The organism is Gaiella sp. (genome assembly GCF_035710885.1).
In the GTDB taxonomy this organism is placed as follows: Bacteria; Actinomycetota; Thermoleophilia; order Gaiellales; family Gaiellaceae; genus Gaiella.
On sequence record NZ_DASTCS010000002.1, the window covers coordinates 94005 to 118149 of the forward strand.

Genomic DNA, 24145 nt, shown 5'->3' on the forward strand with positions numbered 1-24145 from the left:
GATCGGGGCGGCCGACTGCAGCCGGGCGGCCGGGTTGTCCAGGTGATTCGCGCCGTGCGCCGGCCCCCTGTCACGACCAACCGCGCGGGTAGCATTCCGCGCCGTGACCACGCCCGAGACGACCGCGCCGGAGGCCCCGCCGAAGACGGCCACGTACGAGGTGGCGATCGTCGGCGCCGGATACGTCGGCGTCCCGCTCGCGCAGGTGTTCGCCGAGGCCGGGCGGCGGGTCGTCCTCGTCGACATCGACGAGCAGCGCGTGGAGCGGCTCCGGCGCGGCCAGAGCTACATCGAGGACGTCTCCTCCGAGACGCTGGCGAAGCTCGTGGCAGACCGCGGGCTCGGCGCCACGACCGACTACGACGTGCTCCGCGATGTCGACGCGATCCTGATCGCGCTGCCGACGCCGCTCTCGAAGCAGCGCGAGCCGGACCTCTCGATCGTCCTCGACGCCGGAGCGGAGATCGGCAGGCGGCTGCGTCGTGGTCACCTGGTGGTGCTCGAGTCGACGACGTATCCCGGCACCACCCGCGAGCAGCTCCTGCCCGTGCTCGAGCGGGAGTCGGGGCTGGTGGCCGGCAGCGACTTCCACCTCGCGTTCTCCCCCGAGCGGGTCGACCCCGGCCGGGTCGACTGGACGACGAAGACCGTGCCGAAGGTCGTCGGGGGGATCGACGCGGCGTCAACCGAGGCGGCCGCCGCCCTGTACGGCTCGGCCGTGGACACGATCCACAGGGTCTCCTCTCCGGAGGCGGCGGAGTTGACGAAGCTGCTCGAGAACATCTACCGCTCGGTCAACATCGCGCTCGTCAACGAGATGGCGCAGCTGTGCGACCGGATGGGGATCGACATCTGGGAGGTCGTGGACGCGGCGGCGACCAAGCCGTTCGGGTTCGCCGCGTTCCAGCCGGGGCCGGGCCTCGGCGGCCACTGCATCCCGATCGACCCCTTCTACCTCACGTGGAAGGCGCGCGAGTACGACTTCTCCACGCGGTTCATCGAGCTCGCGGGCGAGGTCAACCAGAACATGCCCTACTACTGCCGCTCGCGCGTGTCGCAGGCGCTCAACCACGGCGCCCACAAGTCGCTCGCGGGCTCGCGCGTGCTCGTTCTCGGGGTCGCGTACAAGGCGGACATCTCGGACTGGCGCGAGTCACCCGCGGTGAAGCTGATCGAGCTGCTCCAGAACGCGGGCGCGACCGTCGAGTACCACGATCCGCACGTCCCGGCTTTCGCCTCCGACGGGATCGACCTTGCCTCCGTCCCGTTCGAGCCCGCAGCGTACGACGCGGTCGTGATCGCGACGGCCCACTCGGGGATCGACTACGGGGAGCTGGTCGAGGACGCGCAGCTCGTGGTCGACCTGCGGAACGCGACCGGCCGAGCCGGGATCACGAGCGAGAAGGTCTGGAAGCTTTGACCCGCGTCGCCCACGCGGGCGTCGGCGGGTGGGGGAGCAACGTCGTCCGCGTCGTGGGCGAGCTGGCCGACCTCGCATGGGTCTGCGACACGGACGAGGGACGCCTCGCCGAGTACGGGCCGCGGTATCCCCAGGCGCGACTGACGGCGTCCTTCGACGAGCTACTGGCGGACGAGGACGTCGAGGCCGTCGTGATCGCCACCCCCGTCCCCACGCACTACCAGCTCGCCAGGCAGGCGCTCGAGGCCGGGAAGCACGTCTTCGTCGAGAAGCCGCCGGCGATGCGCGGCGAGGAGATGGAGGAGCTCGTCGAGCTCGCGGAGACCAGGGGCCTCGTCCTGATGCCGGGCCACCTGCTCCTCTACCACCCGGGCCTGGCGAAGGTGAAGGAGCTCGTCGACAGCGGCGCGCTCGGCGAGGTCGCGTGCGTCTACGGCAACAGGCAGAACCTCGGCGTGATCCGCTCGAACGAGAACGCGCTCTGGTCGCTAGGGGTGCACGATCTCTCCGTGATCCTCTGGCTCCTCGGGGAGGAGCCGACCGAGGCCGTCGCGTACGGGATGGACTACCTGCAGAAGGGGATCGAGGACGTCGTGTTCTGCTTCCTCCGCTTCCCCTCCGGCAAGGTCGCGCACATGCACCTCTCCTGGCTCGACCCGCACAAGATGCGGAGGATGACCGTCGTGGGTCGCGAGAAGATGGTCGTGTTCGACGACATGGAGCTCGAGCGCAAGGTGACGGTCTACGAGAAGGCGCCGTGGGAGCCGGCCTCGACCTACGGCGAGTGGCGCACGCGCACGGGCGACATCTTCAGCCCCAAGATCGCCAACGACGAGCCGCTGAGGCTCGAGCTGCAGCACTTCCTGCGGCTCGTGGAGGAGGGGCCGGGGGACCATCGCGAGGCGCACGACGGGCTGGCGGTCGTCCGGGCGCTGGACCGGCTGACCGTGAGCCTCCGCGATGGCCGCTGAGATCCACCCAACCGCGGTCGTCCACCCCGGCACAATCCTGGGCGAGGGCGTGAAGGTGCTCGAGCACGCGGTCGTCGGCAAGCAGCCGACGCTCTCTCCGCGCTCCACCGCGAGCCGCGAGCCGCTTCCCCCGACGGTCGTCGGCGAGGAAAGCGTGATCTCGACCGGCGCGATCGTGTTCGCGGGCTCCACGATCGGTGCCCGCGTGATCCTCGGAGACCAGTCCTGCGTAAGAGAGCGTGTGCAGGTCGCCGACGACGTCGTGGTGGGGCGAGGCTCCCTCGTCGAGAACGACACGACGATCGGCGCGCGCACGAGGATCCAGGCCGACGCGTACGTGACCGCCTACTCCACGCTCGAGGAGGACGTCTTCATCGCGCCGTGCGTGGTGACGACCAACGACAACTTCATGGGCCGCACGGAGAGGCGCCGCGAGCTGATGAAGGGCCCGACGATCCGACGCGGCGCGCGGGTCGGAGGCGGCGCGGTCCTCTGCCCGGGGATCGAGGTCGGAGCAGAGGCGTTCGTCGGGGCGGGTGCCGTCGTGACGAAGGACGTGCCGCCGCGCGCAGTCGTCGTCGGGAGTCCTGCGCGGGTCATCCGCGAGGTTCCCGATGGCGAGCTGCTGCGCGACTAGTTCGCCCGTGAGGCCGTGGGCGGCAACGCCGCTTAGCCCGTGCGGACGATCGACAGACGATAGGCCACGGGCGGCGTGCTCGGCGCGGTCAGGCGTGCGTGGAGGAAGTGCCATCCCTCCTCGGTCGCCGTCCACGAGAGCCGCTCGCGGCGGCCCGGGCGGTTCGAGAGCCGCACCCGGAGCTCCTGCCGCGCGAGGTCGGAGACGGAGACCGTCTCCGGCCGCCACAACGCCAGCACGACGTCGGCCAGGACCGACGGGACGAGCGAGGCGTAAAGCTTCTCGCCCCGGCGGAGGTAGACGCTGTAGACGTCGTCCTGATCGTCCCAGAAGTCGACGGACGCCTTCACGAAGCGCGCCTCCTCGCCCGCGGGGAAGTACAGCCGGAAGGCGTCGTCGCCCGCGTCGTCGTTCGGCTCGTGCCCGTCTCGTGCAGGGAGCTGGCCGCCGAGTGCCTCCACCGCCGTCGTGGCGTCCAGCGCACCCCACCCCGTGTAGGCGTCGCGGCCGGGTGCACATGCACGGCAGCCGGTCTGCGGGGTCGCGTCGGCCGCCGTGCGCTCGATGATCGCCGTCACCTGGTCCGGGCGCAGGAGCGGACGTGCCCCGAGCAGGTTCGCCGCCGCGGCCGTCACCTGCGGCGCGGAGAACGACGTTCCCTCCGGAGGGCGGAACTCGCTCGTCGCGCACGGGGTGTACCCCTGGTCGGGGCAGCCCGCCCGTTCGACGGTGAGCGACCGTGGGAAGGTCGAGATGACGTCCTCCCCCGGCGCGGCGACATCGTTGTAGACCGCGTCACGGTTGGAGAAGCCCGGCGATGCCCCGTTGCGCGTGAGCGCGCTAACGCCGAGGACGTGGGGCAGCGCGGCCGGGTAGCTCGCGAAGCGCCACGGTGTGCGAGGCGCCTGATCCGAGTTCCCGACCGCCGCCACGATCACGGCGCCCTTCTTGACCGCGTACGCGACCGCCTCCTGCTCGAGACGCGAGAAGGTGTCCCGGCTCGGGTTCCGGGGGTCGCGCAGCCCACCGAGGCTGATGTTCAGCACGCGGGCTCCGTTGTCGACCGCCCAGTGGATCGCACGGGCCTCGGCCTGCACCGAGATCGTGCCGCTCGGCGCCACGACCTTCGCGATCAGGAGCTCGGCCGAGGGCGCGAGACCCGCGATCCCCGTGGCGTTGTCGAGCTCGGCGGCGATGATCCCCGCGACGATCGTGCCGTGCCCCCGCGTGTCCTGCGCAGAGCCCCCGACGAAGCTTCTCGCGCCGACGATACGGCCCGCGAGGTCCGGATGGCCGAGGTCGGCGCCCGAGTCGATCACCGCGACACGCACCGGGGCGAGCGGCGGAGGCGTCTCCCACGCATCGTACGCGCGGTTCGCGACGGCGTACCACTGCCTCGAGGCGAGCGGGTCGGAGGGGACGAACGAGAGTCGGCGCACCCGCTCCGGCTCGACCCAGGCGACCCCGGGCAGCCGGTGCAGGCCCACCGGGCGGGTTTCGACGGCGAGAGCCCGCAGGGGCGTCAGGCTGCGTGGCCGCTCGCCCGTGGCACGCTCCACGGCGGCGGTGACGGACGCGGGGTCTGCATCCGGGGTGAGCCCCAGGGTGTATCCCGCGCCGAGGCTCGCGCCCGGCCAGGCGAGCGCCGCAACGGCGGCCGATGCGCGCACGACGCGGCCGATCCACGATCGGCACTGGTTGGACGGCGCCCCGGTCGCCTCGTCTGGGACACCGCGTGGCGTCACGTACACCATCGATCGCCCACCTGGGCGCTCGGGCTCACGCCGCGACCCGGACCGTCAACGGCGGCCCTCCCAGGCCGTCGGCGGAGAGCCGATAGACGGTCGTGGCGACCGGACGCAGCGTGACCACGAACGTCCCGCTCGCGGACGGTACGAGTCGCTTGACGGTCACCCAGGCCCCCGACCGATCCCGTTGCTCGAGCACGACGTCACCCAGTGCGCGCGCGAGGCCCGTGAGCCGGAGCGCGCCACCCGGCGCACTCGGCGGCGCCGGCCGATCGAGCCGCAGGACTCCGAGCCGGAACCCCGTCGACTTGAGGCCGAGCCTCGCCCGCACGTCGCTGAGCCGCACGTCGGTGGTGGTGCCCTTCACGCTGGTCAGTCGCAGCGCCGCAGGCTTGCCCGGCTCGCCGGGCACGTAGGCGGCGTCGGCGACGGGTGCTTGGAGGCCGAAGCGATTCGCGAGCTGGCGAGCGGTGACAAGCTGTGCGGGCCACGCGTGGTTCGGGGACACCTCGTCCCACGGATCGTCGACCGCGACGAGGTACGGGACGTCCGAGCCGAAGGCGTCGAGCGCGCTGATCGTGCGGCCGCCGCTCGAGGAGAAGTAGAACGTCTGCGCCGGAGCGCCGTCGAAGGTGAGGATCCGGCCACGGGTCTCCTGGACTGCCCGGGTCGGCCCGGGAGCCTCGGAGCCGACGCCGTAGTACACCTGGCTGCGCCAGTCCGAGTAGAGGTCGAAGCCCTTGCCCTTGACGAGGTGCCCGACGGCATAGGTCCGCGCGGCGACCGCCTGCGCCTTGAGCGCTTCCAGCGGCCAGTCCTTCGGCATCTCGCCCGGCACCACGCCGAGCAGGTAATCCTCGAGACCGACGACGTTGACGAGCTGGAGACGCGCGCCGGCCCTCGCCACGCGAAGGTCACCACGGAACGACTTGCCGCCGACGGCGAGGTAGGAGCCGCGCGCCGCACGGAAGGTCAGCGGGCCGGCCAGCGCGAGGGGCTTGTCGTGCTTGCCGACCGGCAGCTCGAGCTTCCCGTCGACGGTCACCGACCGTACGGGCAGCGCGTGACGCTTGCCCTCCCCGTCGAACACCGCGATCGCGTTCGTGACCGCGACCGAGGCAAGGCCGTTGCCGACGAGAACCCTGACGCGGTCGAGCACCGCCGCCGGAGCCGACCCGAGCTCCGTGCCCCGGTAGTAGTGCTGCAGGATCTGCTCGAAGCCACGTCCCGCCTTTGCCTGGCCGAACGCGCCCCACTGGCTCATCCCGACGCCGTGACCCCAGCCCCCGCCGGCGAGCACGAACGTCGTGGGCGTGCCGGTGGCCGCGGGCGGGGTCGTCGCCGTCGCGGCCGCGAGCGCGGCGAGGAGCGTGACGATGGCGAAGAGGCGGCGCATGAAGCTCGTGTCGGCGGCCGGCCGCTAGGCCTGAAGCCGCTCCGCGTACTGCTCCTCGTAGTAGCGCCGGTAGTCGCCCGACTTGATCGGCTCCCACCACGCGCGGTTCGAGCGGTACCAGTCGACGGTCTCGCGGAGGCCGCTCTCGCCGAAGGAGCGCTGGGGCGACCAGCCGAGGCGTCGGAGCTTCGCGTCGTCGACCGCGTAGCGGCGGTCGTGGCCGGCGCGATCCTCGACATGGCGGACGAGATCGGGTTTCGCGCCGGTGAGCTCCAGGATGCGGTGCGTGACCTCGAGGTTCTCGTGGTCCTCGCCGCCGATGTTGTAGATCTCGCCCGGCGCGCCCTCGCGCAGGACGAGGTCGACGCCGGCGCAGTGATCCTCCGCGTGGAGCCACTCGCGCACCTGCTTGCCGTCGCCGTACACCGGGAGCGGCTCGCCGTCGAGCGCGTTCGTGACGAACAACGGGACGAGCTTCTCCGGGTACTGGTTCGGCCCGAACGTGTTCGCGCCTCGCGTGATCGAGGCGTTGACGCCGTAGGTGCGCACGTAGGCCAGCACCTGCAGGTCGCCGCCCGCCTTGGCGGCGCTGTACGGGCTCGACGGCCTCAGAGGGTCGTCCTCGAGCGCCCTGCCGCCGGCCTCGAGGTCACCGTAGACCTCGTCGGTCGAGACCTGGACGTAGCGCGCACCGGTCGAGCGCGCCCATTCGAGGAGCGTCATCGTCCCGAGGACGTCCGTCGCGACGAACTCCTTCGGCCCGAGGATCGAGCGATCGACATGGGTCTCGGCAGCGAAGTTCACGATCGCGTCGCAGCCGGTCCCGGCCTTCGCAACCATCTCGGGGTCGGCGATGTCGCCGACGACGAGCTCGACGCCCGTCCCGTCGAGGTTGGCGGGGTTCCCCGCATACGTCAGCTTGTCGAGGACGACGACGTCGTCCCCGGCCGCGGCCAGCCGCTTGACGTAGTGCGAGCCGATGAAGCCGGCGCCGCCGGTCACGAGGACGCGCATCCGCAGAAGGGTAGTCGACATGCCTCCGTCGGGCATGGAGCCAGGCCCCGACGAGGAGTTGCGTGAACCGATCGGACGTGGACCGCGAAGAACGGGATGTGGCTCGCTACCGGTTCGTCGACGAGTGGCACGTCCCGGCGTCCGCCGACCGGGTGTACGAGCTGCTCTCCCGCCCGCGCGACTACCCCACGTGGTGGAGCGACGCGTTCCTCCGGGGAGCCGGGGACGACGGCCCTGCCGCACCCGGCAAGCGGGCCTGGCTGCTCACGCGGGGTCGGCTGCCGTACCGCCTGCGCTGGGAGCTGACCTGCGTCGAGGCCGTCGTCCCGAGGCGCCTGGTCTCCGGCGTCCGCGGCGACTTCGTCGGCACGGGGACCTGGACGCTGACCGAAGTCGACGGAGGCACGCTTGTCGTCCTCGACTGGGACGTGGAGATCCGCAAACCGATCGTCAGGCACCTGACACCGCTGCTGCGACCGCTGTTCGCGTGGAATCACCGCTGGGCGATGCAGCGCGGCCAGGAGAGGATCGTCGGCCTGCTCGAGGAGCAGGCGCCGCCTAGCCCTGCTCGTGGATCACGACCGCCCGCACCGGGACTCCGGCGACGCTCGGCCTGAGGTCCTCCTGGGCGATCCGCTCCGCGAACTGGGTCTCGTCGTCGGGACGGAGCGCGACGACGATCTCGTCGGCGTCGAACGTCGCGAGAGCGTCCTGGATCGCGAGCAGCACGTCCGCCTCGCCCTTCCGTGCATCGGACACCGCCGGCAGCTCTTCCTCCAGGCGCGCGGCCTCCTCCTCGGCGTGCGTGGCGGCGCGCTCGTCGTTCGCGAGCCAGTCCATGAAGCCCTGCTGGACGACCGGCACGACGACACGTACCTCGTCGACGTCGTCGCCGATCCGGGCGCGCAGAGTGTCGTCTGCATGGTCGACCGTGCTCACGACGAGGACGTTGCGGCCCATGCAGTGGTCTTTCCCCGATCCGGAAGGAGCTAACCCGAGGGGCGGCATCAGCCCCGCAGGCCGGCCAGGCAGGCGCGGAGCCCGTCGCGCCAGTGCGGCAGCTCGGGAGCCCCCTTCTCGCTGCGCAGGATCGAGAGGGCGGGACGAGGCGCCTTCGCGCCGAACTCCGCCGAGGGGATTCTCCGCACGCGGCACGCGAGCCCGGCCTCCTCGAAGATCGCCGTGGCGAAGTCGGCCCAGGTGCAGTCGCCTCCTGCGGCGAGGTGCCAGATGCCGAACCCCGCGCCGCCGTCCACCAGCTCGCGCGTCGCGGCGGCCAGGTGGCCGACGTAGGTGGGGCAGCCGCGCTGGTCGTCGACGACGGCGACCTCCTTGCGCTCCGCCCCGAGGCGGAGCATCGTCCGCACGAAGTTGTGCCCGGTCTCGCCGAAGAGCCAGCTGGAGCGGACGATCCAGGCGCGCTCGCCCGCGGCCGCCTCGCCGTGCAGCTTGGTGCGCCCGTACGCCGAGAGCGGTCGCGGCGCGTCCGACTCGAGGTACGGGCTGCCCTTCGTGCCGTCGAACACGTAGTCGCTCGAGAAGGCAACGAGCGGCGCGCCCAGGGCGGCTGCGTGGGCCGTCCCGCCGACGTTCGCCGCCGCGGCGCCCTGCGGATCGTCCTCGGCACCGTCGACGTTCGTCCACGCGGCCGCGTGGAGAACAAGCTCCGGAGCCCACGGAAGCGGTGGTGGGTCGAGGCGGACGTCCCACCCCTCGCGCCCCAGGGCCAGAACGTCGTCGTCGGCGAACGCGTGCGTGAGCGCGAGGCCGAGCTGCCCGCCGGCGCCCGTGATCAGGGTGCGGCGTCGCGCTCGGAGAGGATCGGCGTCGTGGTGCTCCACAGGTGTGCGACCCGGGGATCGTCCCACGAGACCCCGTGCTCGTCCGGGTCGGCGGGGTCGTACTCCTCGGTCACGTGGTAACAGAACAGGAGGTCGGTCAGCGCCTCGAAGCCGTGGGCGTGGTAGCCCGGCACGTAGATCGCGACGGGGTTCTCGTCGCCGATGTCCTCGGTGAACGTCGCCCCCGTCTCTCGGTCGAGGACGACGACGCGCGCCGTGCCCTGGAGGCACGCGAAGAGGTCGTCCTGGCCTCGCTCGTGGTAGTGGAGCCCCCGGATCACGCCCGCCCGCGAGAAGGAGAGGTTCGTCTGCACGGTCGGGCGGGGCAGGGCGCTGTCGCGGCGGAGCTCGCAGAACCAGCCGCGCTCGTCCTCGAAGCGACGCAGCGGGATCCGCAGCACGCCGTCGACGCGAAGCCGAGCGTCGGTCATCCGTTGGCGCCGGTCTCGTCGACGCGCCGGCCGATCTCCGCGAGGTGCTGCCAGTGCTTGCCCGCGTCCTCCCACCAGCCCTCGACGCGCACCACGTCGAGCCGGCCCTCCTCGGCGTAGTGCCGGTTGACGTCCGTGATCTCGAGCTCGCCGCGGGAGGAAGGCTGGAGCCGGCCGATCACGTCGAAGACGTCGGGGGGAAAGCAGTACAGGCCCACGACCGCCTCGTTCGTGGGGGGCGCGTCGAAGCGCTTGTCGACGACGCCCGCCTTCTCCACGATGTCCACGACCCGGCCGTCCTCGTACACGACGACACCGAAGTTCTCCGGGTCGGGAACATCCTTGACGAAGATCAGAGCCCGGTCCTCACCCGACGCCCAGGCCTGGATCGCCGCCGCCTGTGAGCGCTCGAAGACGTTGTCGCCCAGCACGACGACGAGTCGTTCGCCCTGCGCGAAGTCGCGTGCCATGCCGACGACCTGGGCGATCCCCCCGGGCTGGGTCTGCACCTTGTAAGTGAGGTCGAGCGAGAGCAGCGGAGACTCCGTCCCGCGCTCGGTGAGCCGGCCGTCCCCGAGCAGGTCGATCATCTGGCCCGCGTGCCCCTTGCCGGTGACCACGAGGACGCTCTGGAGCCCGGCGCGTTCCAGCAGCTGGAGCGGGTAGTAGATCATCGGCCAGCGGCCGACGGGGAGGAGGTGCTTGTTCGCGACCCGGGTCAGCTCCCCGAGACGGGTCGCCTCCCCACCGGCGCAGACGAGGCCCTTCATGACGCGCGATCGTACTCGTGGCCGTGCTGCTGCGGGGCGGCGACCCCGGCGCGGACGAGCGCTCCGAACGCGAGCTCGACTGCGGGGCCGATGCCGAACGCGAAGGCGAGGGTGCCGATGCCGACCGTCCCGCCGAGCGCGAGCCCGGCCGCGGCGACGGCCACCTCCAGCGCAGCGCGCACCGCGCCGAGCCTGACACCCGTGCGACGAGCGCCCACGAGCATCAGCGAGTCACGCGGCCCGGCGCCCATGGCCGCGCCGATGTAGAGCCCCGACCCGAGCCCGATCAGGAGGATCGCAGCGACGAGCACCGAGATGCGGACGCCCAGCGACTGCTCGGAGAGCGAGTCGAGCGGACCTGCCTCGAGCAGGAGGTCGACGAAGACCCCGATCAGGATCGCGTTCGCGACCGTGCCGGGGCCGATCCGGGCGCCCAGCGCCCAGGAGGCGACCAGGACGGCGAGCCCGACCGCGACGTTCGCGGCTCCGAAGGAGAGGGGCGTCCGCTCGCTGATCCCCTGGTTGAGCACGTCCCACGGCCCGAGGCCGAGGCCCGACTCGAGCTGCATGACGATCCCGAGCGCGAAGAGGAAGAGGCCGGCGACGAGCGAAGCGGTCCTGACCGCCGGGCCGCCGCGGATGTGCGGAGGGTGGATCACCGTGCTCGATGCGCGAAGGGGTATCCGCCCGTGCGGTGCGGGTCAGGCGCGCCGGCGCGCGCGAGCGGCTGCCTTCCGGCTCTTGACACCGGGAACCGCGCGCACGGCGGCCACCCAGACGTAGGTCAGCAGGGCCGCCAGGCCGGCCAGTGCGAGCGCGATCCGCTTGAGCCGCATCACGGATGCATCGTAAAGCGGCCGGGCGGGTAATACTTCAGCGACGCTCTCCCGAAACGAAAGGAAGGCCGCGATGGCGAAGAAGGCGGCGAAGATGGTGGACACGCTCGAGCTGGTCAAGCCGTACCTCGAGCGGGCGCTGCGCGACGAGGAGTTCCGCAAGGACCTGAAGGACGCGCTCGGCGCTGCCCGTGAGCTGTACGGGCCCCTGACCAAGCAGAACGGCGTCAGCGGGTCGGCCAAGGCGCTCGCGACGGACAAGAAGGCGCAGGAGCAGATGCGACGCGCCCTCGACGACCTCATGAGCGCGAAGGACACGCTCAAGGGCAAGAAGAAGAAGAGCCACAAGGGCCGCAACATGGTGCTCCTCGCCGGCGTCGTCGCCGGGGCGCTCTACAACCCGTGGACGGGCCCGCAGACCCGCGAGAAGCTTCTCGACATGATCGCGGGCAGCGACGACCTCCAGCCGCTCGAGACGTTCGACGCTCCTGCGGCCGATGTCGTGGACGCGACCGAGGACGCTGCATCCTCCGCGGCAGACACCGCCGGGGACGTCGCCTCCGACGTCAAGGCGAAGGCCTCGAAGGCTTCCAGCTAGGGCCCTGCGCCGGAGCGGGCCTCGCCACCGGCGAGCGCCCGCTTCAGGGCGCCGGGCACGAGCCCGCTCGCAGCCGAGATGTCGTCGGCGTCGAGAAGGACCGCCCCCGCCTGGGCCGAGGCGACCGGGGCGCCGGGCGGTCCCGCGAGCCCGTCCTCGCCGAGGAGGTAGGTGCGGCCGGAGGAGAACGACACGTCCTCGGCGCGGCGCCACGCGACCAGGAACGGGTAGGGCGCGACGGCGCCGTCGTATCCGTACGCGAGGTACTCGACCGGGTGGATCTCGAAGTGGAGATGCGGGGGCCCGCCCTCGGCATCGCCCGTGTCCCCCACGAACCCGAGCACGTCGCCTGCCTTCACGCGCTTGCCGGCGATCGCGAGCGGCGAGTAGGCGCTCAGGTGGGCGTAGTAGAACTCGTTCCCGGCCGCGTCCCGCAGCCAGAGGCGCCAGCCGCCGACGTCGTTCCAGCCCACGGAGAAGAGCGTTCCGTCGGCGACGGCGAGCAGGGGGGTCCCGAAGGGGGCGACCAGATCCTCGCCGTGGTGCCACTTGCCGGACACGTCGGCACGGAAGGCGCCGAAAGTGTTGCCGAAAGCCGCCGGGCCGAAGACGGGGAACACGTAGCCGCTCCGCGAGAGGCGCGCGGTCACCTCGGGCGCGGCGCGCACGACCTCCGGCGGCGCGCCCGGGATCGACCGCCCGGGCTCGCGCGGCGCATTCGGCGCGGGCCGCGGGCGAGGGGTCGGCGTCGGCCGCGCCGAAGCGCCAGGCGCCGCAGCGCGAGGGGCTCCGTCCACGCCGGGCGGTGGCGTCGTCGTCGTCGGCGCCGGCTGGGCGATGGCGCGGGCCGTCGCGAGACCCACCACGATCTCCGTGCCGACGGGGAGGCCGAGGTGCTCCGCGATGAGCCGGATGCGCAGACCCGTCACGGCGGTCTCCGCGGAGCGTGGATCGTCCGACGTCGAGCGCGTCGATCCCAGCACGTCCAGCGTGCCCCAGTCCGCCAGCGGAAGCTGGACGTTGCCCGTCGGAGTGACGGCCTGGCCGAGGACGACGAGACCGGTGATCGTCGACGTCCCGGCGTCGCCCGTCGCGCCCGCCGGGCCGGCGGCCGCACCCGCCCGCACGTTCACCGACTCCGCGACGACCTCCCCTGCGAGCGCCGTGACGGCGAGCGCGCGGATCGTTCCCTCCGCGGAGGACGAGGTGCCGGGCTGCGCGGTCGTCGTCGCCGTCGAGGCGCCGATGCGCAGCACGGACCCGTCGGCCGGGAACGAGAACGCGCCGCCGCCGCTCGCCGTCGGCGGGGCGGACAGCTGGGCGCCTGCGCCTCCGGCCTGACCGGGGATGCTCACCTGGGCGACGAGCGCCGTTGCGTTCGTGTCGGTCGCGTCGGGTGCCCCCGGTGCCGCCGCGGCGAGGCCCGCGACGGCAGCGCCGAGGAGGAGCACGACTACTGCGCGGGCGCTCCTCACGATCGACCCAGGTTAGCGCCCGCGGTCGCGGACGACCTGGAGCGCGAGCTGCGCCGCGACGGCGAGGAGCAGCACCCCGAAGAGGCGCCGTAGCAGGGCCTCGTCGATGCGGGTTGCGATCTGGATGCCCAGCTCCGCCCCTGCGATGGACACGACCCCGACCACGAGCGCCGGTCGCACCCTCAGGTTGCCGTACGACCGTTGGCGCATCGTGCCGACTGCCGCGGTCGGCACGATCGCGAGCAGCGACGTCGCGGACGCCTCCACCTGGCCCAGGCCGAGCAGCACGAGCGTCGGGACGAACAGGATCCCGCCGCCGACGCCGAAGATCCCCGAGAGCAGGCCCGCCCCGAGCCCGAGCCCGAGCGCGGCCGCGATCGTCCACGCGCTCATCCGGCGATCAGCCAGGCTCCGATGACGGCGAGCAGTCCCGCGAAGGCGAGCGTCAGCTCCCGGCCCGAGATCCGCTGCTGCAGGTGCGCGCCCACGACGGCGCCGAAGACCGCCGGGACGCCCACGAGAAGGGCGTACCACGGTCGCACCTCGCCGCGGACGGCGTAGAGGAGGACCCCCGCGGCCGCGGTGACGAGGATCGCGCCGAGCGAGGTCGCGGCGGCCGCGTGAGCAGGAAACGCGGCGAGGACGACGAGGAGGGGGACCACGATGATCCCGCCTCCGACGCCGAACAGGGCCGAGAACACCCCGGCCACGAGACCGATCAGAGCGAGCCGCGCGGTCATGGGGAGCCGTTCGGATCGCACCGCTCGTATCCTAGGTCGCCCATGCCCGACGACCTCCTGCGGCTCCTCGCCGCCGAGCCCGGGCGCGCTGCGATCCTGCTCGACGTCGACGGCACGCTGGCTCCGATCGAGGAGGTGCCCGAGGACGCCCGTGTCCCCGACGAGGCCCGCGCCGAGCTCCGCCGGCTGGTGGGCCGATACGCGCTCGTCGCGTGCGTGAGCGGACGGCCGGGAGACCAGGTCGAGCGGATGATCGAGGCCCCTGGGGTGTCGATCGTCGGGGAGCACGGCCTCGAGCTCGACCCGGCCGCGGCGGAGTGGGCCGGGAGGATCGCCGAGTTCGCACGGGGCGTCGACTGGCCGGCCGAGCGGAAGCCGCTGACGGTCTCCTTCCACTTCCGCCGCGCGGACGACGCGGCCGTCGCGCGCGCCTACCTCACACGCGTGGCGGCGGCCGCCGAGGCCGAGGGCCTGGTCCCGCGCTGGGGACGGATGGTGCTCGAGGTCCGGCCGCCCCTCGAGGCGCACAAGGGCACTGCGGTCCGGACGCTGGTCGGGCGGGCGCGGGTGGAGCGCGCGCTCTACGCAGGCGACGACCGGACGGACGTGGACGCGTTCGCGGGGCTCGACGGGCTCGAGGTCGGCGTGCGCGTCGCGGTCGACTCGCCGGAGGCACCGCCCGAGCTGCTCGAGGCCGCCGACGTCGTCGTCGAGGGCACCGACGGCGTGCTCCAGCTCCTGCGGCGGCTCTAGGCGCGCGCCTCGCGCCGCAGCACGTCCCAGGCGACGCGGACGTCGTCCTCGGCCGTGCGGGCGTTGCCGATCGCAAGGCGCAGCACGAAGCGACCGCCGAGCCTGGCGTGCGAGAGAAAGGCCTCTCCGGTGGCGTTGACCCGCTCGAGCAGCGCCTCGTTCTGCTCGTCCGACCCGTCCATCCGAAAGCAGACGAGCGAGAAGTGACGCGGCGCGCAGACCTCCCAGCCGGGCTCCTCGCGCACCCATCCCTCGAAGAGGGCGGCGAGCCGGAGGTGCTCGCGGATCGTCTCCTGCAGCCCCTCGCGCCCGTAGCAGCGCAGCACCGCCCACAGCTTGAGCGCCCGGAACCGGCGCCCGAGGGGGACGCTGTACTCGCTCAGGCTGACGACGTCCTCGCTCGCGCGGAGGTACTCCGGGACGAGGCTGAACGCGTTGCGCAGGTCGTCCGGCCGGCAGCTCCAGAAGGCCGAGCAGTCCATCGGCGTGAAGAGCCACTTGTGCGGGTTGACGCCGATCGAGTCGGCGCGCTCCCAGCCGGCGAAGAGCGGGCGCAGCTCGGGGCAGACCGCCGCGCTGCCCGCGTAGGCGGCGTCGACGTGGAGCCACGCTCCGGCCACGGCGCAGCGATCGGCGAGCGCGGGAACGGGATCGATCGCGGCACTCGACGTCGTCCCGATCGTGGCGACGACGGCGCATGCGTCGGTCAGGTCGATGCCGTCGAGCCTCATCGAGAAGTCGTCGTCGCCGGGCACGGCGCGGAGCTCGAGCTCGAGCAGGCGCGCAGCCTTCGCGGTCGACGAATGCGTGTGCTCCGAGCAGACCACCACGCGCTTGCCCGGCGCCGCGGCGCGCGCCGCGGCGAGCGCGGTCACGAGCCCGGTCGAGGCGGTGTCCTCGATGTGCCCGTGCAACCCCTCCGGCAGCCCGAGCAGCTCGGCGAGCCAGCCCAGGGTCACCTCCTCCAGCTCCTGCAGCGCGGGGGAGGTGCGCCACAGGATCCCCACCTGGTTGAGGGTCGCCGCGAGGAGCTCGGCGAGGATCCCCGGCTCCGAGCCGGTGGTCGCGAAGTACGCGAAGTAGCGGGGGCTCTGCCAGTGCGTGAGCCCCGGGAGCAGCACCTCGTCGAGGTCGCGCAGCACGGCCTCGAACGGCTCCGGGGCGTCGGGCGCGCGCTCCGGTAGCGCTGCGCGGATCGCCCCCGGCTCGACCTGGGAGAGCACCGGGAGCTCCCGCACCCGCTCGAGGTACGCCGCGGCCCACTCGAGCGCCGCGGCGCCGTCGTCCCGGAACGCGCTCACCTGAGCAGCTTCGAGATCTCGCGCCACGGCCGCGTGTTGAGCACCTGCTCCTTCGTCAGCCAGGCGCGCCGCGCCTGCGCGACGCCGAGCTCGCGATACGCGAGAGCGCCCGTCGAATGGGCATCGGTCGTGATCGGCACGAGCACGCCGGCCTCGCCGGCGAGGCGTGCGTGGACGTCGCGCATGTCGAGGCGGTCGGGCTGGCTGTTGATCTCCAGTGCGGTGCCGGTCTCGACGGCCCGGGAGACCACCTTCTCCACGTCGACCTCTGCGCCCTCGCGGCGGTTCAGCTTGCGCCCGGTGAGGTGCCCGATGCAGTCGACGTGGGGGTGGTCGAGCGCGGAGAGCACCCGCTCCGTCGGATTGCGGTCGAACGCGGTGTGGAGCGACGCCACGACCCAGTCGAGCTCGGCGAGCACCTCGTCGGCGACGTCGACGGAGCCGTCGGCACGGATGTTGGCCTCGACGCCTCTGAGCACCCGGAACGGCTTCACGCGCTCGTTGACCGCCTCGATCTCGCGCCACTGCGCCTCCATGCGCGCGTCGCGCAGGTAGTGCGAGTGGTCCGTGAGGACGAGGAACCGGTTTCCGAGGGCGTGGGCGGCGCGAGCCATCTCCTCGATGGAGCCCTTCCCGTCCGACGACCAGGTGGAGTGGCAGTGCAGCTCCCCCACGAGGTGACGGACCTCCACGAGCTCCGGGAGGCTTCCGTTCCTGGCCGCCTCGAGCTCGCCGCCGTTCTCGCGCAGCTCCGGAGGGATCAGCTCGTAGCCCAGGAAGCGGTAGAGCTCGTCCTCTGTCCGGAAGCGGTGCACCTCCCCGGTCTCGGCGACCGTGACGCCGTACTCCGAGACCGAGAGCCCTCTCCGCTGCGCCTCCTCGCGCAGCGCGATGTTGTGGTCTCTCGACCCCGTGAAGTGCTGCAGCAGGCTGCCGAAGTCCTCGGGCGGGACGACACGCAGGTCGAGCCGGAGCCCCTGCTTGGTGACGACGGTGGCCTTCGTGTCGCCGTGCGCGGCCACCTCGAGCACCCAGGGGAGGGTGACGAAGTGCGCGGTCAGCGCCGCTGGGTCGGTGGCGGTCGCGATCACGTCGAGATCCCGAAAGGTCGCCTTCCCGCGCCGCACGCTTCCCGCCCCCGAGACGTCGACCGTCGACGGGTGCGCGCGGAGCGCCTCGACGACGTCGCGGACGACCGGGAGGCCGACGCCGAGCAGGCCGCGGCGCTCCGGCTCCGGCCCCAGTCCCTTTGCGAGCGCGTCGAGGATGCGCTGCTCGCTCTTCGCACCGAGGCCCTGCAGGGCCCGGACGCGCTGCTGCTCCGCCGCCTCGCGCAGCCCGTCGAGGGTCGTCACGCCGAGCTCCCGCCAGATCCTCGCAGCGGTCTTCGGCCCCAGGCCGGGCAGGCGGACGAACTGGGTGACCTCGTCGGGAACCTCGGCGCGGCGCTTCTCGAGCGCCTCCATCGAGCCGGTCTCGGTCATCTCGACGATCTTTGCCTCGATCGTGCCGCCGATCCCGGGGAGCTCCTTGGCCGTCCCCTGGAGCGCGAGCTCCGCGATCGACGCACCCGTCTCGCGGATCCGCGTCGCCGCCCGCCGGTAGGCGAGGACCCGGAAGCCCTGCTCGCCGAGGATCTCCGAGACGTCCGCGAGCTCGTCGAGCGCGTCCGCGACGTCCGCGTTCCTCGGCAGCGAGGGCATCCGCCGATCATATGGACGGGCCCGCGGGGAATGGAGTCGGCAGACTCCGTCAATGCCCACCCGCGCCGTCGTCTGCGTCCCCACCTACAACGAGCGCGAGAACGTCGAGGCGCTCGTGCGGGCGCTCGGCGAGGTGCTGGACCCCACCCGTGACCGCGTGCTCGTGATCGACGACGGCTCGCCCGACGGGACCGGCGAGATCGCCGACCGCCTGGCAACCGAGCTCGCCTGGCTCGGCGTGCTGCACCGGACGAGCAAGGAGGGCATCGGGCGCGCCTACCTGGCCGGCTTCGAGCAGGCGCTCGCGTCGGGTGCAGAGCTCGTCCTCGAGATGGACTGCGACTTCTCGCACGACCCGAACGACGTGCCGCGGCTGATCGCCGCCTGCGAGAACGGCGCCGACCTGGCCCTCGGCTCGCGGTGGGTGGAGGGGGGCGGAACGGAGAACTGGGGCCTGCTGCGGCGCCTCGTCTCCCGCGGCGGATCGCTCTACGCACGGCTCGTGCTCGGGGTCGGGATCCGCGACCTGACCGGCGGCTTCAAGTGCTTCAGGCGCGCGGTGCTCGAGACGATCGACCGGGACGCGATCTCGGCGCGCGGATACGGGTTCCAGATCGAGGGCACCTACCGTGCGATCAGGGCCGGGTTCCGCGTGGTCGAGATCCCGATCACGTTCGTCGACCGCCGGGTGGGGAAGTCGAAGATGAGCGGCGCGATCGTGCTCGAGGCCATGCATCAGGTACCGGTGCTGCGCTGGAAGGCCCTGCGGGGGAGGCTGTAGTGATCGACGCCACCGATGAGACGTTCGAGGGCGACGTGCTCACCTCGGAGCTCCCCGTGGTCGTCGAGTTCACCGCGCCGTGGTGTCGTCCGTGCCACGCGATCGAGCCGTTCCTCGCGGAGCTCGGCCGCGAGCACGAAGGACGGCTGCGGGTCGTGCGGCTCGACATCGACGCGAACCTTCGAATCCCGGCCCGCTTCGCCGTCCTGTCGCTGCCCACGGTGATCCTCTTCTCCGGCGGCGAGCCCGTCGAGGTGATCCACGGCGCGCAGCCGCGGAGACGGTACGCCGAGGCCGTCGCGCGCCTCCTGGCAGCGTAGGTGCCCATCTGCTCGACTACCCTCGCCGCGTGGACGACACGGCCGTCGTGACCGAGCTGCTCGGCGCGATCGCGGCACGTGACCGTGACCGGATCGCGGCCTGCCTCGCCCCGGATGCGAGGCTCCGCGCGCTGACACCGCACCGACTGCGCGAAGAGCTCGGCCCAGATCTCATCGCGGGCCGCTACTCCTCGTGGCTCGACGCACTCGAAGAGTTCGCGGTCACGTCGTCCGACGTCGAGCAGGTCGCCGACCGCGTCAGGCTCAGGTACCGCTTCCACGGCCGCGACCCGGCGGAGGGCTGGCAGGAGAACGAGCACACCGCCTACGCGACGGTCGTGGACGGGCGGATCGCCGCGCTCGACCTCTCGTGTGCCGGGTTCCGGCCGGCGGAGCCGCCGCACTGACCACGGGTGTCGCCTGGGAGCCGCTCCTCGACGGCGTCGAGGTGGCCTACCGTGGCGTCGTCCCCGGCCGGGAAGGCCGCGGCGAGCCGGTCCCCGGGGAGCTCCACCCCGCCGTCGCGGACGTGCTGCGCGCACGGGGGGTGACCCGGCTCTACGCGCACCAGGCGGAGACGTGGGACGCAGTCGCCCGGGGGGAGAGCGTGGTCGTCACGACCGGGACGGCGTCGGGGAAATCCCTCGCCTTCTCGCTCCCGGTGCTCGACGCGATGGCACGGGAGCCCGCCGCGAGGGCGCTCTTCCTCTACCCCACGAAGGCGCTCGCACAGGATCAGGCTCGGTGGCTCGCGAGCCTCGGCCTGAAGGGGCTCCGGCCCGCGATCTACGACGGGGACACGCCGATCGAGCGGCGTGCTCACATCCGCCGGAGCGCGAACGCGATCCTCACGAACCCCGACATGGTCCACGTCGGCGTCCTCCCGCACCACGACCGGTGGGGCGACGTGCTGCACAACCTTCGGGTCGTCGTGGTCGACGAGGCGCACGTGTACCGGGGCGTGTTCGGCTCCCATGTGGCGAACGTGCTCCGGCGCCTGCGCCGGCTGGCTCTGGCCTACGGCGCCGAGCCGGTGTTCGTGCTCGCGTCGGCGACGATCGCGAACGCCGGGGAGCTCGCCGCCCGGCTGACGGGGCTCGACGTCCGCGTCGTCGACGTCGACACCTCACCGCGCGCCGAGCGCGAGATCGTCCTCTGGAACCCGGAGCTCGTCGATGCGGAGCTCGGGATCCGGGCGAGCCCGCTCGGGGACGCTTCCCGGCTGCTCGCGGGGCTCGTCGGTCAGGGCCTGCGGACGATCTGCTTCACGAAGAGCCGCAAGGCGGCGGAGCTCGTGCACCGCTTCGCCGCCGATCGCCTCGATGCGGAGACGGCCGGGCGCCTGGCGCCGTACCGCGCGGGCTACACGCCCGAGCAGCGCCGCGAGATCGAGCGGCGCCTGGTCGAGGGCGAGCTGCTGGGGGTCACTGCGACGGAGGCGCTCGAGCTCGGGATCGACGTCGGCTCGCTCGACTGCGCGATCTCCGTCGGGTTCCCGGGCACCGTCGCCTCGCTGCGGCAGCAGTGGGGTCGTGCCGGTCGTCGTTCGCGCGGGCTCGCCGTCCTCGTCGCGAGCGAGGACGCGCTCGACCAGTTCTTCGTCAACGAGCCGGACGCGCTCCTCGGCAGGACGGCCGAGGCGGCCCTGATCGACCACACGACTCCACGGATCCTCGACGGGCACGTGCTCTCGGCCGCCTACGAAGGCCCGCTGACCGCCGCCGACGCGGACGTCCTCGGTGCAGAGGCCCTCGAGCGGGCGGCCGTGCTGCCCGAGCTCGAGTCGACACCGGCCGGCTTCGTCTGGCGCGGCCGCGACACGCCGGCCGCGCGGCTGTCGCTGCGATCGGGCGATGCGGAGGCATTCGTGATCGTCGACGAGAGCACCGGCGCCGTGCTGGGAACCGCCGAGCGCGAGCGCGCGTTCTCGACCGTCCACGAGGGAGCGGTGTACCTGCATCTCGGCGACCAGTACGGCGTCACGACGCTCGACCTCGAGACCCGCGCCGCCCTCGTGACGCCCGTCACGGTGGACTGGTACACACAGGCGCGGAAGGAGACGGAGACGTCGATCGTGGAGTCCCTGCAGAGCAGGCGCGTGGCGGGGGTCGAGCTCCATCACGGGCGGGTCGCCGTCTCGGAGCAGGTGGTCGGGTTCCAGCGAAAGGCGATCGCGGACGGAACCGTGATCGACACGACACCGCTCGAGCTGCCCCTGACGACGTTCGAGACCGAGGGCGTCTGGTTCGCTCCGGACGACTCGTTGCTCGAGGGAATCGACGTGATGCCGACGCTCGTCTCCGCCCTCCACGCCTCCGAACACGCCCTCATCTCACTCCTGCCGCTGTTCGCGATGTGCGACCGCTGGGACATCGGCGGCCTGTCCACGAACATCCACGAGCAGACGGGCAGACCGACCGTGTTCGTCTACGAGGGGCACGCCGGCGGTGTCGGGATCACCGAGCGGGGCTTCGAGTGCTTCGCCGAGTGGGCAGCCGACACCGCGCGCCTGCTCGCCCGCTGTCCCTGCCGTGCCGGGTGCCCCTCCTGCGTGCAGAGCCCGAAGTGCGGAAACCTGAACGAGCTCCTCGACAAGGCCGCTGCGCGGACGCTGCTCGAGCGGATGGTCGCGGGAGATTCCTGAGCACGGGGCGGAGGTTGCGGTCGCCGATAGCGCAGGCGGCCATGGTGGGTGGCGCAATGCGCGGCGGAAGCGGACACGAACGCCGGCGAGCCCGCGGCGGGAGTCGGCACGAAGTGGGCACGAAGTCGGCACGAACGCGGTACGAACGCGGTACGAAGCCGGCACGCACCCGCGACGGGTTGCGTGCGATCGTTCCGGTAGGGGGGCGCCGTCCCCCATGGGGGGTGCTGGACCAGGAGGCGGATACCGGAGACGCCGGCGGGGCGAACGCCGAGCCCGGCCCGACACCACCGACCCTGGAGCTCGGGGCGCAGGAGGATGTCGATTCCGCCCGCCGTCGCTCGTCGTGAGGGTGCAGGCACGAAACGGACAGACACGAGCAGGAGGAGCCGATGGAGTACCTGGCACTGATCCACGCTGACGAGGGCGCCTGGGAGCGGCTCTCGGACGAGGAGCGCGACGCCGCGTACGAGCAGTACGCCGAGTTCGCGGGCGCGGCGGAGGCGGCGGGTGTGCTCGTCGGGGGAGACGAGCTCGGGCCGACCTCCTCCGCGACGACGGTCCGCATCCGCGATGGGCGCCGGCTCGTGACGGATGGCCCCTACGCAGAGGTGAAGGAGTCGCTCGGCGGCTTCTTCATCCTGAACTGCTCCACGTACGACGACGCGCTCGACTGGGCCGCACGGATCCCGGCGGCTGGGCACGGCGCAGTCGAGGTGCGACCCGTCCACGTCGACCCGGAGGAGTGAGATGAAGTACGCATTGCTCGTCTACAGCGACCAATCGTCCTGGGAGGGGATCGACGAGGACGAGGCCGCGCGCCGCCGGGCCGAGTCGATGCCCCGCTGGATGGCGCTCTTCGAGGCGATGGGAGCGGCGGACCCGAACGTCGCGGGCCGCGAGCTCGAAGGCGCGACCGAGGCGAAGGTCGTCCGTGTCGTCGACGGCGAGCGGATCGTCACCGACGGGCCTTTCGCCGAGACGAAGGAGCAGATCGGAGGCCTTTTCGTGACCACGTTGCCGGACCTCGACGAGGCGATCCGCATCGCGGCGCTCGTCCCCGCGGCCGAGTACGGCTCCCTGGAGATCCGGCCTATCGTTGAGAGGTGACGTCGTCGTTCGAGGCCACGTTTCGAGAGGAATGGCCTCGTGCGGTCGCGATCCTCACTCGCGTCCTCGGCGACCTCTCGCTCGCCGAGGACGCGGTGCAGGACGCGTTCACGAAGGCCCTCGAGCGCTGGCCGCGCGACGGCGTGCCCGGCTCTCCGGGCGCATGGATCGTCGCGACCGCCCGGAACGGGGCGATCGACCGGATCCGACGCGAGCGCACATTCGCCCGCAAGGCCGAGCTGCTCGCGCGGCTCGAGACCGTGCCCGCCGAGGAGGACGCCGACGTGAGCTCCATCCCGGACGAGCGGCTCGCCCTGCTCTTCACGTGCTGCCACCCCGCGCTCGCCGTCGAAGCACGTGTCGCCCTGACGCTACGGGAGGTCGGTGGGCTCGCCACCCCGGAGATCGCACGCGCCTTCCTCGTCCCGGAGCCGACGCTGGCGCAACGCCTCGTGCGCGCGAAGCGCCGCGTCCGGGACACCGGCATCCCGTTCCGCGTGCCGCCCGACCACCTGCTGCCCGAGCGTGTGCCCGACGTCCTCCGGGTGCTCTATCTGGTGTTCAACGAGGGGTACGCCGCGACCGCCGGCGACACGCTCGTGCGGCGTGAGCTCTGCACGGAGGCGATCCGCCTCGCGAAGCTCCTCTGCGTGCTGATGCCCGACGAGCCGGAGGCCTTCGGCCTGCTCGCGCTCCTCCTCCTCCAGGACTCCCGGCGCGACGCCCGCGTCGGGCCCGACGGCGATCTGGTTCTCCTCGCCGACCAGGATCGCTCCCTCTGGGACTCGGCCGAGATCGAAGAGGGACTGCGTGTCCTGCGACGCGCGGAAGGCCTGCGCCGTCCCGGTCCCTACCAGCTGCAGGCGGCGATCGCGGCCGGTCATGCGGAGGGGGCCGATGCCACGACGATCGCAGCGGTGTACGAGGCCCTGGAGCGCCTCGACCCCTCCCCGGTCGTGCGCTTGAACCGGGCCGTCGCCGTCGCGCTGGCGGGCGACGTCGAGACCGGCCTCCGGATGATCGACGGGATCGAGGGCCTCGACGGCTACGGCTACCTCCCCGCAGCGCGGGCCGATCTGCTCCGTCGGCTGGGCCGGCCCGACGCCGCCGCGGCGAGCTACCGGGAGGCGCTCGCTCTCACGGACAACGTCCCCGAGCGCCGCTTCCTCGAGCGTCGCCTGCGCGAGGTCGAGGGGCCGAGGGCCGGAGCCTAGAACGAGGCCAACACCGTCTCGACGGCCTCGGCCGGGGTCGGCGCGCGCGGCACTCCCTCGACCACGGGGCCGTCCCCGAGCACCACCACCGGGCGTCCCAGACGCAACGCGAAGGCGATCTCGGCGAGCGTGCCGAAGCTGCCGCCGACCGCGATGACGGCATGACCAGACGCAGCTACCGCGAGGTTCCGTGCGTGGCCTATCCCCGTGACGACGACGTGGTCGGCCCAGGGGTTGGCGTCGGTGTGGGCCTCGCCCGGCAGGATCGCGATCGTCGTCCCGCCGGCCGACTTCGCCCCGCGGTGTGCCGCTGCCATCACCTCTCCGAGGCCGCCGGTGACCACGGTGCAGCGGCGCTCGGCCAGAAGACGGCCGACCTCCTCGGCGGCGGCCTCGTGCTCGCGCCCGCTCCCGATCACCGACACCTGACGTTCCACCCGTG

28 protein-coding genes are annotated in these 24145 nt (G+C 72.4%); 13 read left to right on the forward strand and 15 right to left on the reverse strand.

Annotated features, from left to right (window positions below):
* Nucleotides 1-103 precede the first annotated feature (103 nt).
* The 3 genes from VFO26_RS00535 to VFO26_RS00545 are packed head-to-tail and all read left to right on the forward strand — an operon-like array spanning nucleotide 104 to nucleotide 3028.
* Nucleotides 104-1420 (forward strand): nucleotide sugar dehydrogenase, encoded by a 1317-nt coding sequence (locus VFO26_RS00535; protein WP_325112909.1) that lies wholly within the window; start codon nucleotides 104-106, stop codon nucleotides 1418-1420.
* A complete protein-coding gene (locus VFO26_RS00540; RefSeq protein ID WP_325112910.1) occupies nucleotides 1417-2391 on the forward strand; it encodes a Gfo/Idh/MocA family oxidoreductase in 975 nt (324 codons plus the stop codon). Before VFO26_RS00535 ends, VFO26_RS00540 begins: the two co-directional genes overlap by 4 nt.
* On the forward strand, nucleotides 2381-3028 hold the full coding sequence (locus tag VFO26_RS00545) for an acyltransferase (RefSeq protein WP_325112911.1): 648 nt from the start codon (nucleotides 2381-2383) through the stop codon (nucleotides 3026-3028). The genes VFO26_RS00540 and VFO26_RS00545 overlap by 11 nt, the downstream gene beginning before the upstream one ends.
* 32 nt (nucleotides 3029-3060) lie before the next feature.
* On the opposite strand, the gene VFO26_RS00550 is transcribed toward VFO26_RS00545, so the two are convergent.
* From VFO26_RS00550 to rfbB, 3 genes are read right to left on the reverse strand one after another with little or no spacing between them, the layout of a single operon-like run.
* On the reverse strand, nucleotides 3061-4782 hold the full coding sequence (locus VFO26_RS00550; protein ID WP_325112912.1) for a S8 family peptidase: 1722 nt from the start codon (nucleotides 4780-4782) through the stop codon (nucleotides 3061-3063).
* A 25-nt stretch (nucleotides 4783-4807) separates the two neighbouring features.
* Nucleotides 4808-6172, reverse strand: coding sequence for a SpoIID/LytB domain-containing protein (locus VFO26_RS00555; RefSeq protein ID WP_325112913.1), 1365 nt, complete (start codon nucleotides 6170-6172; stop codon nucleotides 4808-4810).
* A 24-nt stretch (nucleotides 6173-6196) separates the two neighbouring features.
* Nucleotides 6197-7186, reverse strand: a complete 990-nt coding sequence (gene rfbB / locus VFO26_RS00560) for a dTDP-glucose 4,6-dehydratase (protein ID WP_325112914.1) — start codon at nucleotides 7184-7186, stop codon at nucleotides 6197-6199.
* 62 nt (nucleotides 7187-7248) lie between these two features.
* Between rfbB and VFO26_RS00565 the strand changes: the two genes are divergently transcribed.
* Nucleotides 7249-7803: an SRPBCC family protein gene (locus tag VFO26_RS00565; RefSeq protein ID WP_325112915.1), complete on the forward strand. Its 555-nt coding sequence runs from the start codon at nucleotides 7249-7251 to the stop codon at nucleotides 7801-7803.
* Here VFO26_RS00565 and VFO26_RS00570 read toward each other — a convergent pair.
* The 6 genes from VFO26_RS00570 to VFO26_RS00595 are packed head-to-tail and all read right to left on the reverse strand — an operon-like array spanning nucleotide 7745 to nucleotide 11067.
* Entirely contained in the window at nucleotides 7745-8146 is a 402-nt protein-coding gene (locus VFO26_RS00570) for a hypothetical protein (protein ID WP_325112916.1), read from the reverse strand. The genes VFO26_RS00565 and VFO26_RS00570 overlap by 59 nt on opposite strands.
* 47 nt (nucleotides 8147-8193) lie before the next feature.
* The gene (gene rfbD, locus VFO26_RS00575; RefSeq protein WP_325112917.1) at nucleotides 8194-9027 is read right to left on the reverse strand and encodes a dTDP-4-dehydrorhamnose reductase; all 834 of its coding nucleotides are present in this window, start codon (nucleotides 9025-9027) and stop codon (nucleotides 8194-8196) included.
* Nucleotides 8979-9458 (reverse strand): dTDP-4-dehydrorhamnose 3,5-epimerase family protein, encoded by a 480-nt coding sequence (locus tag VFO26_RS00580; protein WP_325112918.1) that lies wholly within the window; start codon nucleotides 9456-9458, stop codon nucleotides 8979-8981. Before VFO26_RS00580 ends, rfbD begins: the two co-directional genes overlap by 49 nt.
* Entirely contained in the window at nucleotides 9455-10228 is a 774-nt protein-coding gene (locus VFO26_RS00585; RefSeq protein ID WP_325112919.1) for a sugar phosphate nucleotidyltransferase, read from the reverse strand. The genes VFO26_RS00580 and VFO26_RS00585 overlap by 4 nt, the downstream gene beginning before the upstream one ends.
* Entirely contained in the window at nucleotides 10225-10887 is a 663-nt protein-coding gene (locus VFO26_RS00590) for a hypothetical protein (protein ID WP_325112920.1), read from the reverse strand. Before VFO26_RS00590 ends, VFO26_RS00585 begins: the two co-directional genes overlap by 4 nt.
* 42 nt (nucleotides 10888-10929) lie before the next feature.
* Nucleotides 10930-11067: a hypothetical protein gene (locus VFO26_RS00595; protein WP_325112921.1), complete on the reverse strand. Its 138-nt coding sequence runs from the start codon at nucleotides 11065-11067 to the stop codon at nucleotides 10930-10932.
* A 70-nt stretch (nucleotides 11068-11137) separates the two neighbouring features.
* Here VFO26_RS00595 and VFO26_RS00600 point away from each other — a divergent pair, with 70 nt between their 5' ends.
* Nucleotides 11138-11662: a hypothetical protein gene (locus VFO26_RS00600; RefSeq protein WP_325112922.1), complete on the forward strand. Its 525-nt coding sequence runs from the start codon at nucleotides 11138-11140 to the stop codon at nucleotides 11660-11662.
* On the opposite strand, the gene VFO26_RS00605 is transcribed toward VFO26_RS00600, so the two are convergent.
* From VFO26_RS00605 to VFO26_RS00615, 3 genes are read right to left on the reverse strand one after another with little or no spacing between them, the layout of a single operon-like run.
* Nucleotides 11659-13137, reverse strand: a complete 1479-nt coding sequence (locus VFO26_RS00605) for a M23 family metallopeptidase (protein WP_325112923.1) — start codon at nucleotides 13135-13137, stop codon at nucleotides 11659-11661. The genes VFO26_RS00600 and VFO26_RS00605 overlap by 4 nt on opposite strands.
* Nucleotides 13138-13149: 12 nt before the next feature.
* Entirely contained in the window at nucleotides 13150-13530 is a 381-nt protein-coding gene (locus tag VFO26_RS00610) for a sulfite exporter TauE/SafE family protein (RefSeq protein WP_325112924.1), read from the reverse strand.
* A complete protein-coding gene (locus tag VFO26_RS00615) occupies nucleotides 13527-13898 on the reverse strand; it encodes a sulfite exporter TauE/SafE family protein (protein ID WP_325112925.1) in 372 nt (123 codons plus the stop codon). The genes VFO26_RS00610 and VFO26_RS00615 overlap by 4 nt, the downstream gene beginning before the upstream one ends.
* A 21-nt stretch (nucleotides 13899-13919) precedes the next feature.
* Between VFO26_RS00615 and otsB the strand changes: the two genes are divergently transcribed.
* Complete coding sequence (gene otsB, locus VFO26_RS00620; protein ID WP_325112926.1) at nucleotides 13920-14630, forward strand: trehalose-phosphatase; 711 nt, start codon at nucleotides 13920-13922, stop codon at nucleotides 14628-14630.
* Here the strand turns inward: otsB and VFO26_RS00625 are convergent.
* Nucleotides 14627-15931: a pyridoxal phosphate-dependent decarboxylase family protein gene (locus VFO26_RS00625; RefSeq protein ID WP_325112927.1), complete on the reverse strand. Its 1305-nt coding sequence runs from the start codon at nucleotides 15929-15931 to the stop codon at nucleotides 14627-14629. The two genes, otsB and VFO26_RS00625, sit on opposite strands and share 4 nt — an antisense overlap.
* Nucleotides 15928-17634, reverse strand: a complete 1707-nt coding sequence (gene polX / locus VFO26_RS00630; protein ID WP_325112928.1) for a DNA polymerase/3'-5' exonuclease PolX — start codon at nucleotides 17632-17634, stop codon at nucleotides 15928-15930. The genes VFO26_RS00625 and polX overlap by 4 nt, the downstream gene beginning before the upstream one ends.
* A 52-nt stretch (nucleotides 17635-17686) precedes the next feature.
* Here polX and VFO26_RS00635 point away from each other — a divergent pair, with 52 nt between their 5' ends.
* The 7 genes from VFO26_RS00635 to VFO26_RS00665 all read left to right on the forward strand — a co-directional run bounded on the left by VFO26_RS00635 (nucleotide 17687) and on the right by VFO26_RS00665 (nucleotide 23703).
* Nucleotides 17687-18415, forward strand: coding sequence for a polyprenol monophosphomannose synthase (locus VFO26_RS00635; RefSeq protein WP_325112929.1), 729 nt, complete (start codon nucleotides 17687-17689; stop codon nucleotides 18413-18415).
* Entirely contained in the window at nucleotides 18415-18735 is a 321-nt protein-coding gene (locus VFO26_RS00640; RefSeq protein ID WP_325112930.1) for a thioredoxin family protein, read from the forward strand. Before VFO26_RS00635 ends, VFO26_RS00640 begins: the two co-directional genes overlap by 1 nt.
* A 29-nt stretch (nucleotides 18736-18764) precedes the next feature.
* On the forward strand, nucleotides 18765-19142 hold the full coding sequence (locus VFO26_RS00645; protein WP_325112931.1) for a nuclear transport factor 2 family protein: 378 nt from the start codon (nucleotides 18765-18767) through the stop codon (nucleotides 19140-19142).
* The gene (locus tag VFO26_RS00650) at nucleotides 19106-21379 is read left to right on the forward strand and encodes a DEAD/DEAH box helicase (RefSeq protein ID WP_325112932.1); all 2274 of its coding nucleotides are present in this window, start codon (nucleotides 19106-19108) and stop codon (nucleotides 21377-21379) included. Before VFO26_RS00645 ends, VFO26_RS00650 begins: the two co-directional genes overlap by 37 nt.
* Before the next feature lie 392 nt (nucleotides 21380-21771).
* Nucleotides 21772-22128, forward strand: a complete 357-nt coding sequence (locus VFO26_RS00655; protein ID WP_325112933.1) for a YciI family protein — start codon at nucleotides 21772-21774, stop codon at nucleotides 22126-22128.
* Nucleotide 22129: 1 nt separating this feature from the next.
* On the forward strand, nucleotides 22130-22489 hold the full coding sequence (locus VFO26_RS00660) for a YciI family protein (RefSeq protein WP_325112934.1): 360 nt from the start codon (nucleotides 22130-22132) through the stop codon (nucleotides 22487-22489).
* Entirely contained in the window at nucleotides 22486-23703 is a 1218-nt protein-coding gene (locus VFO26_RS00665; RefSeq protein WP_325112935.1) for an RNA polymerase sigma factor, read from the forward strand. Before VFO26_RS00660 ends, VFO26_RS00665 begins: the two co-directional genes overlap by 4 nt.
* Here VFO26_RS00665 and VFO26_RS00670 read toward each other — a convergent pair.
* Entirely contained in the window at nucleotides 23700-24140 is a 441-nt protein-coding gene (locus tag VFO26_RS00670) for a TIGR00725 family protein (RefSeq protein WP_325112936.1), read from the reverse strand. The two genes, VFO26_RS00665 and VFO26_RS00670, sit on opposite strands and share 4 nt — an antisense overlap.
* Nucleotides 24141-24145 lie beyond the last annotated feature (5 nt).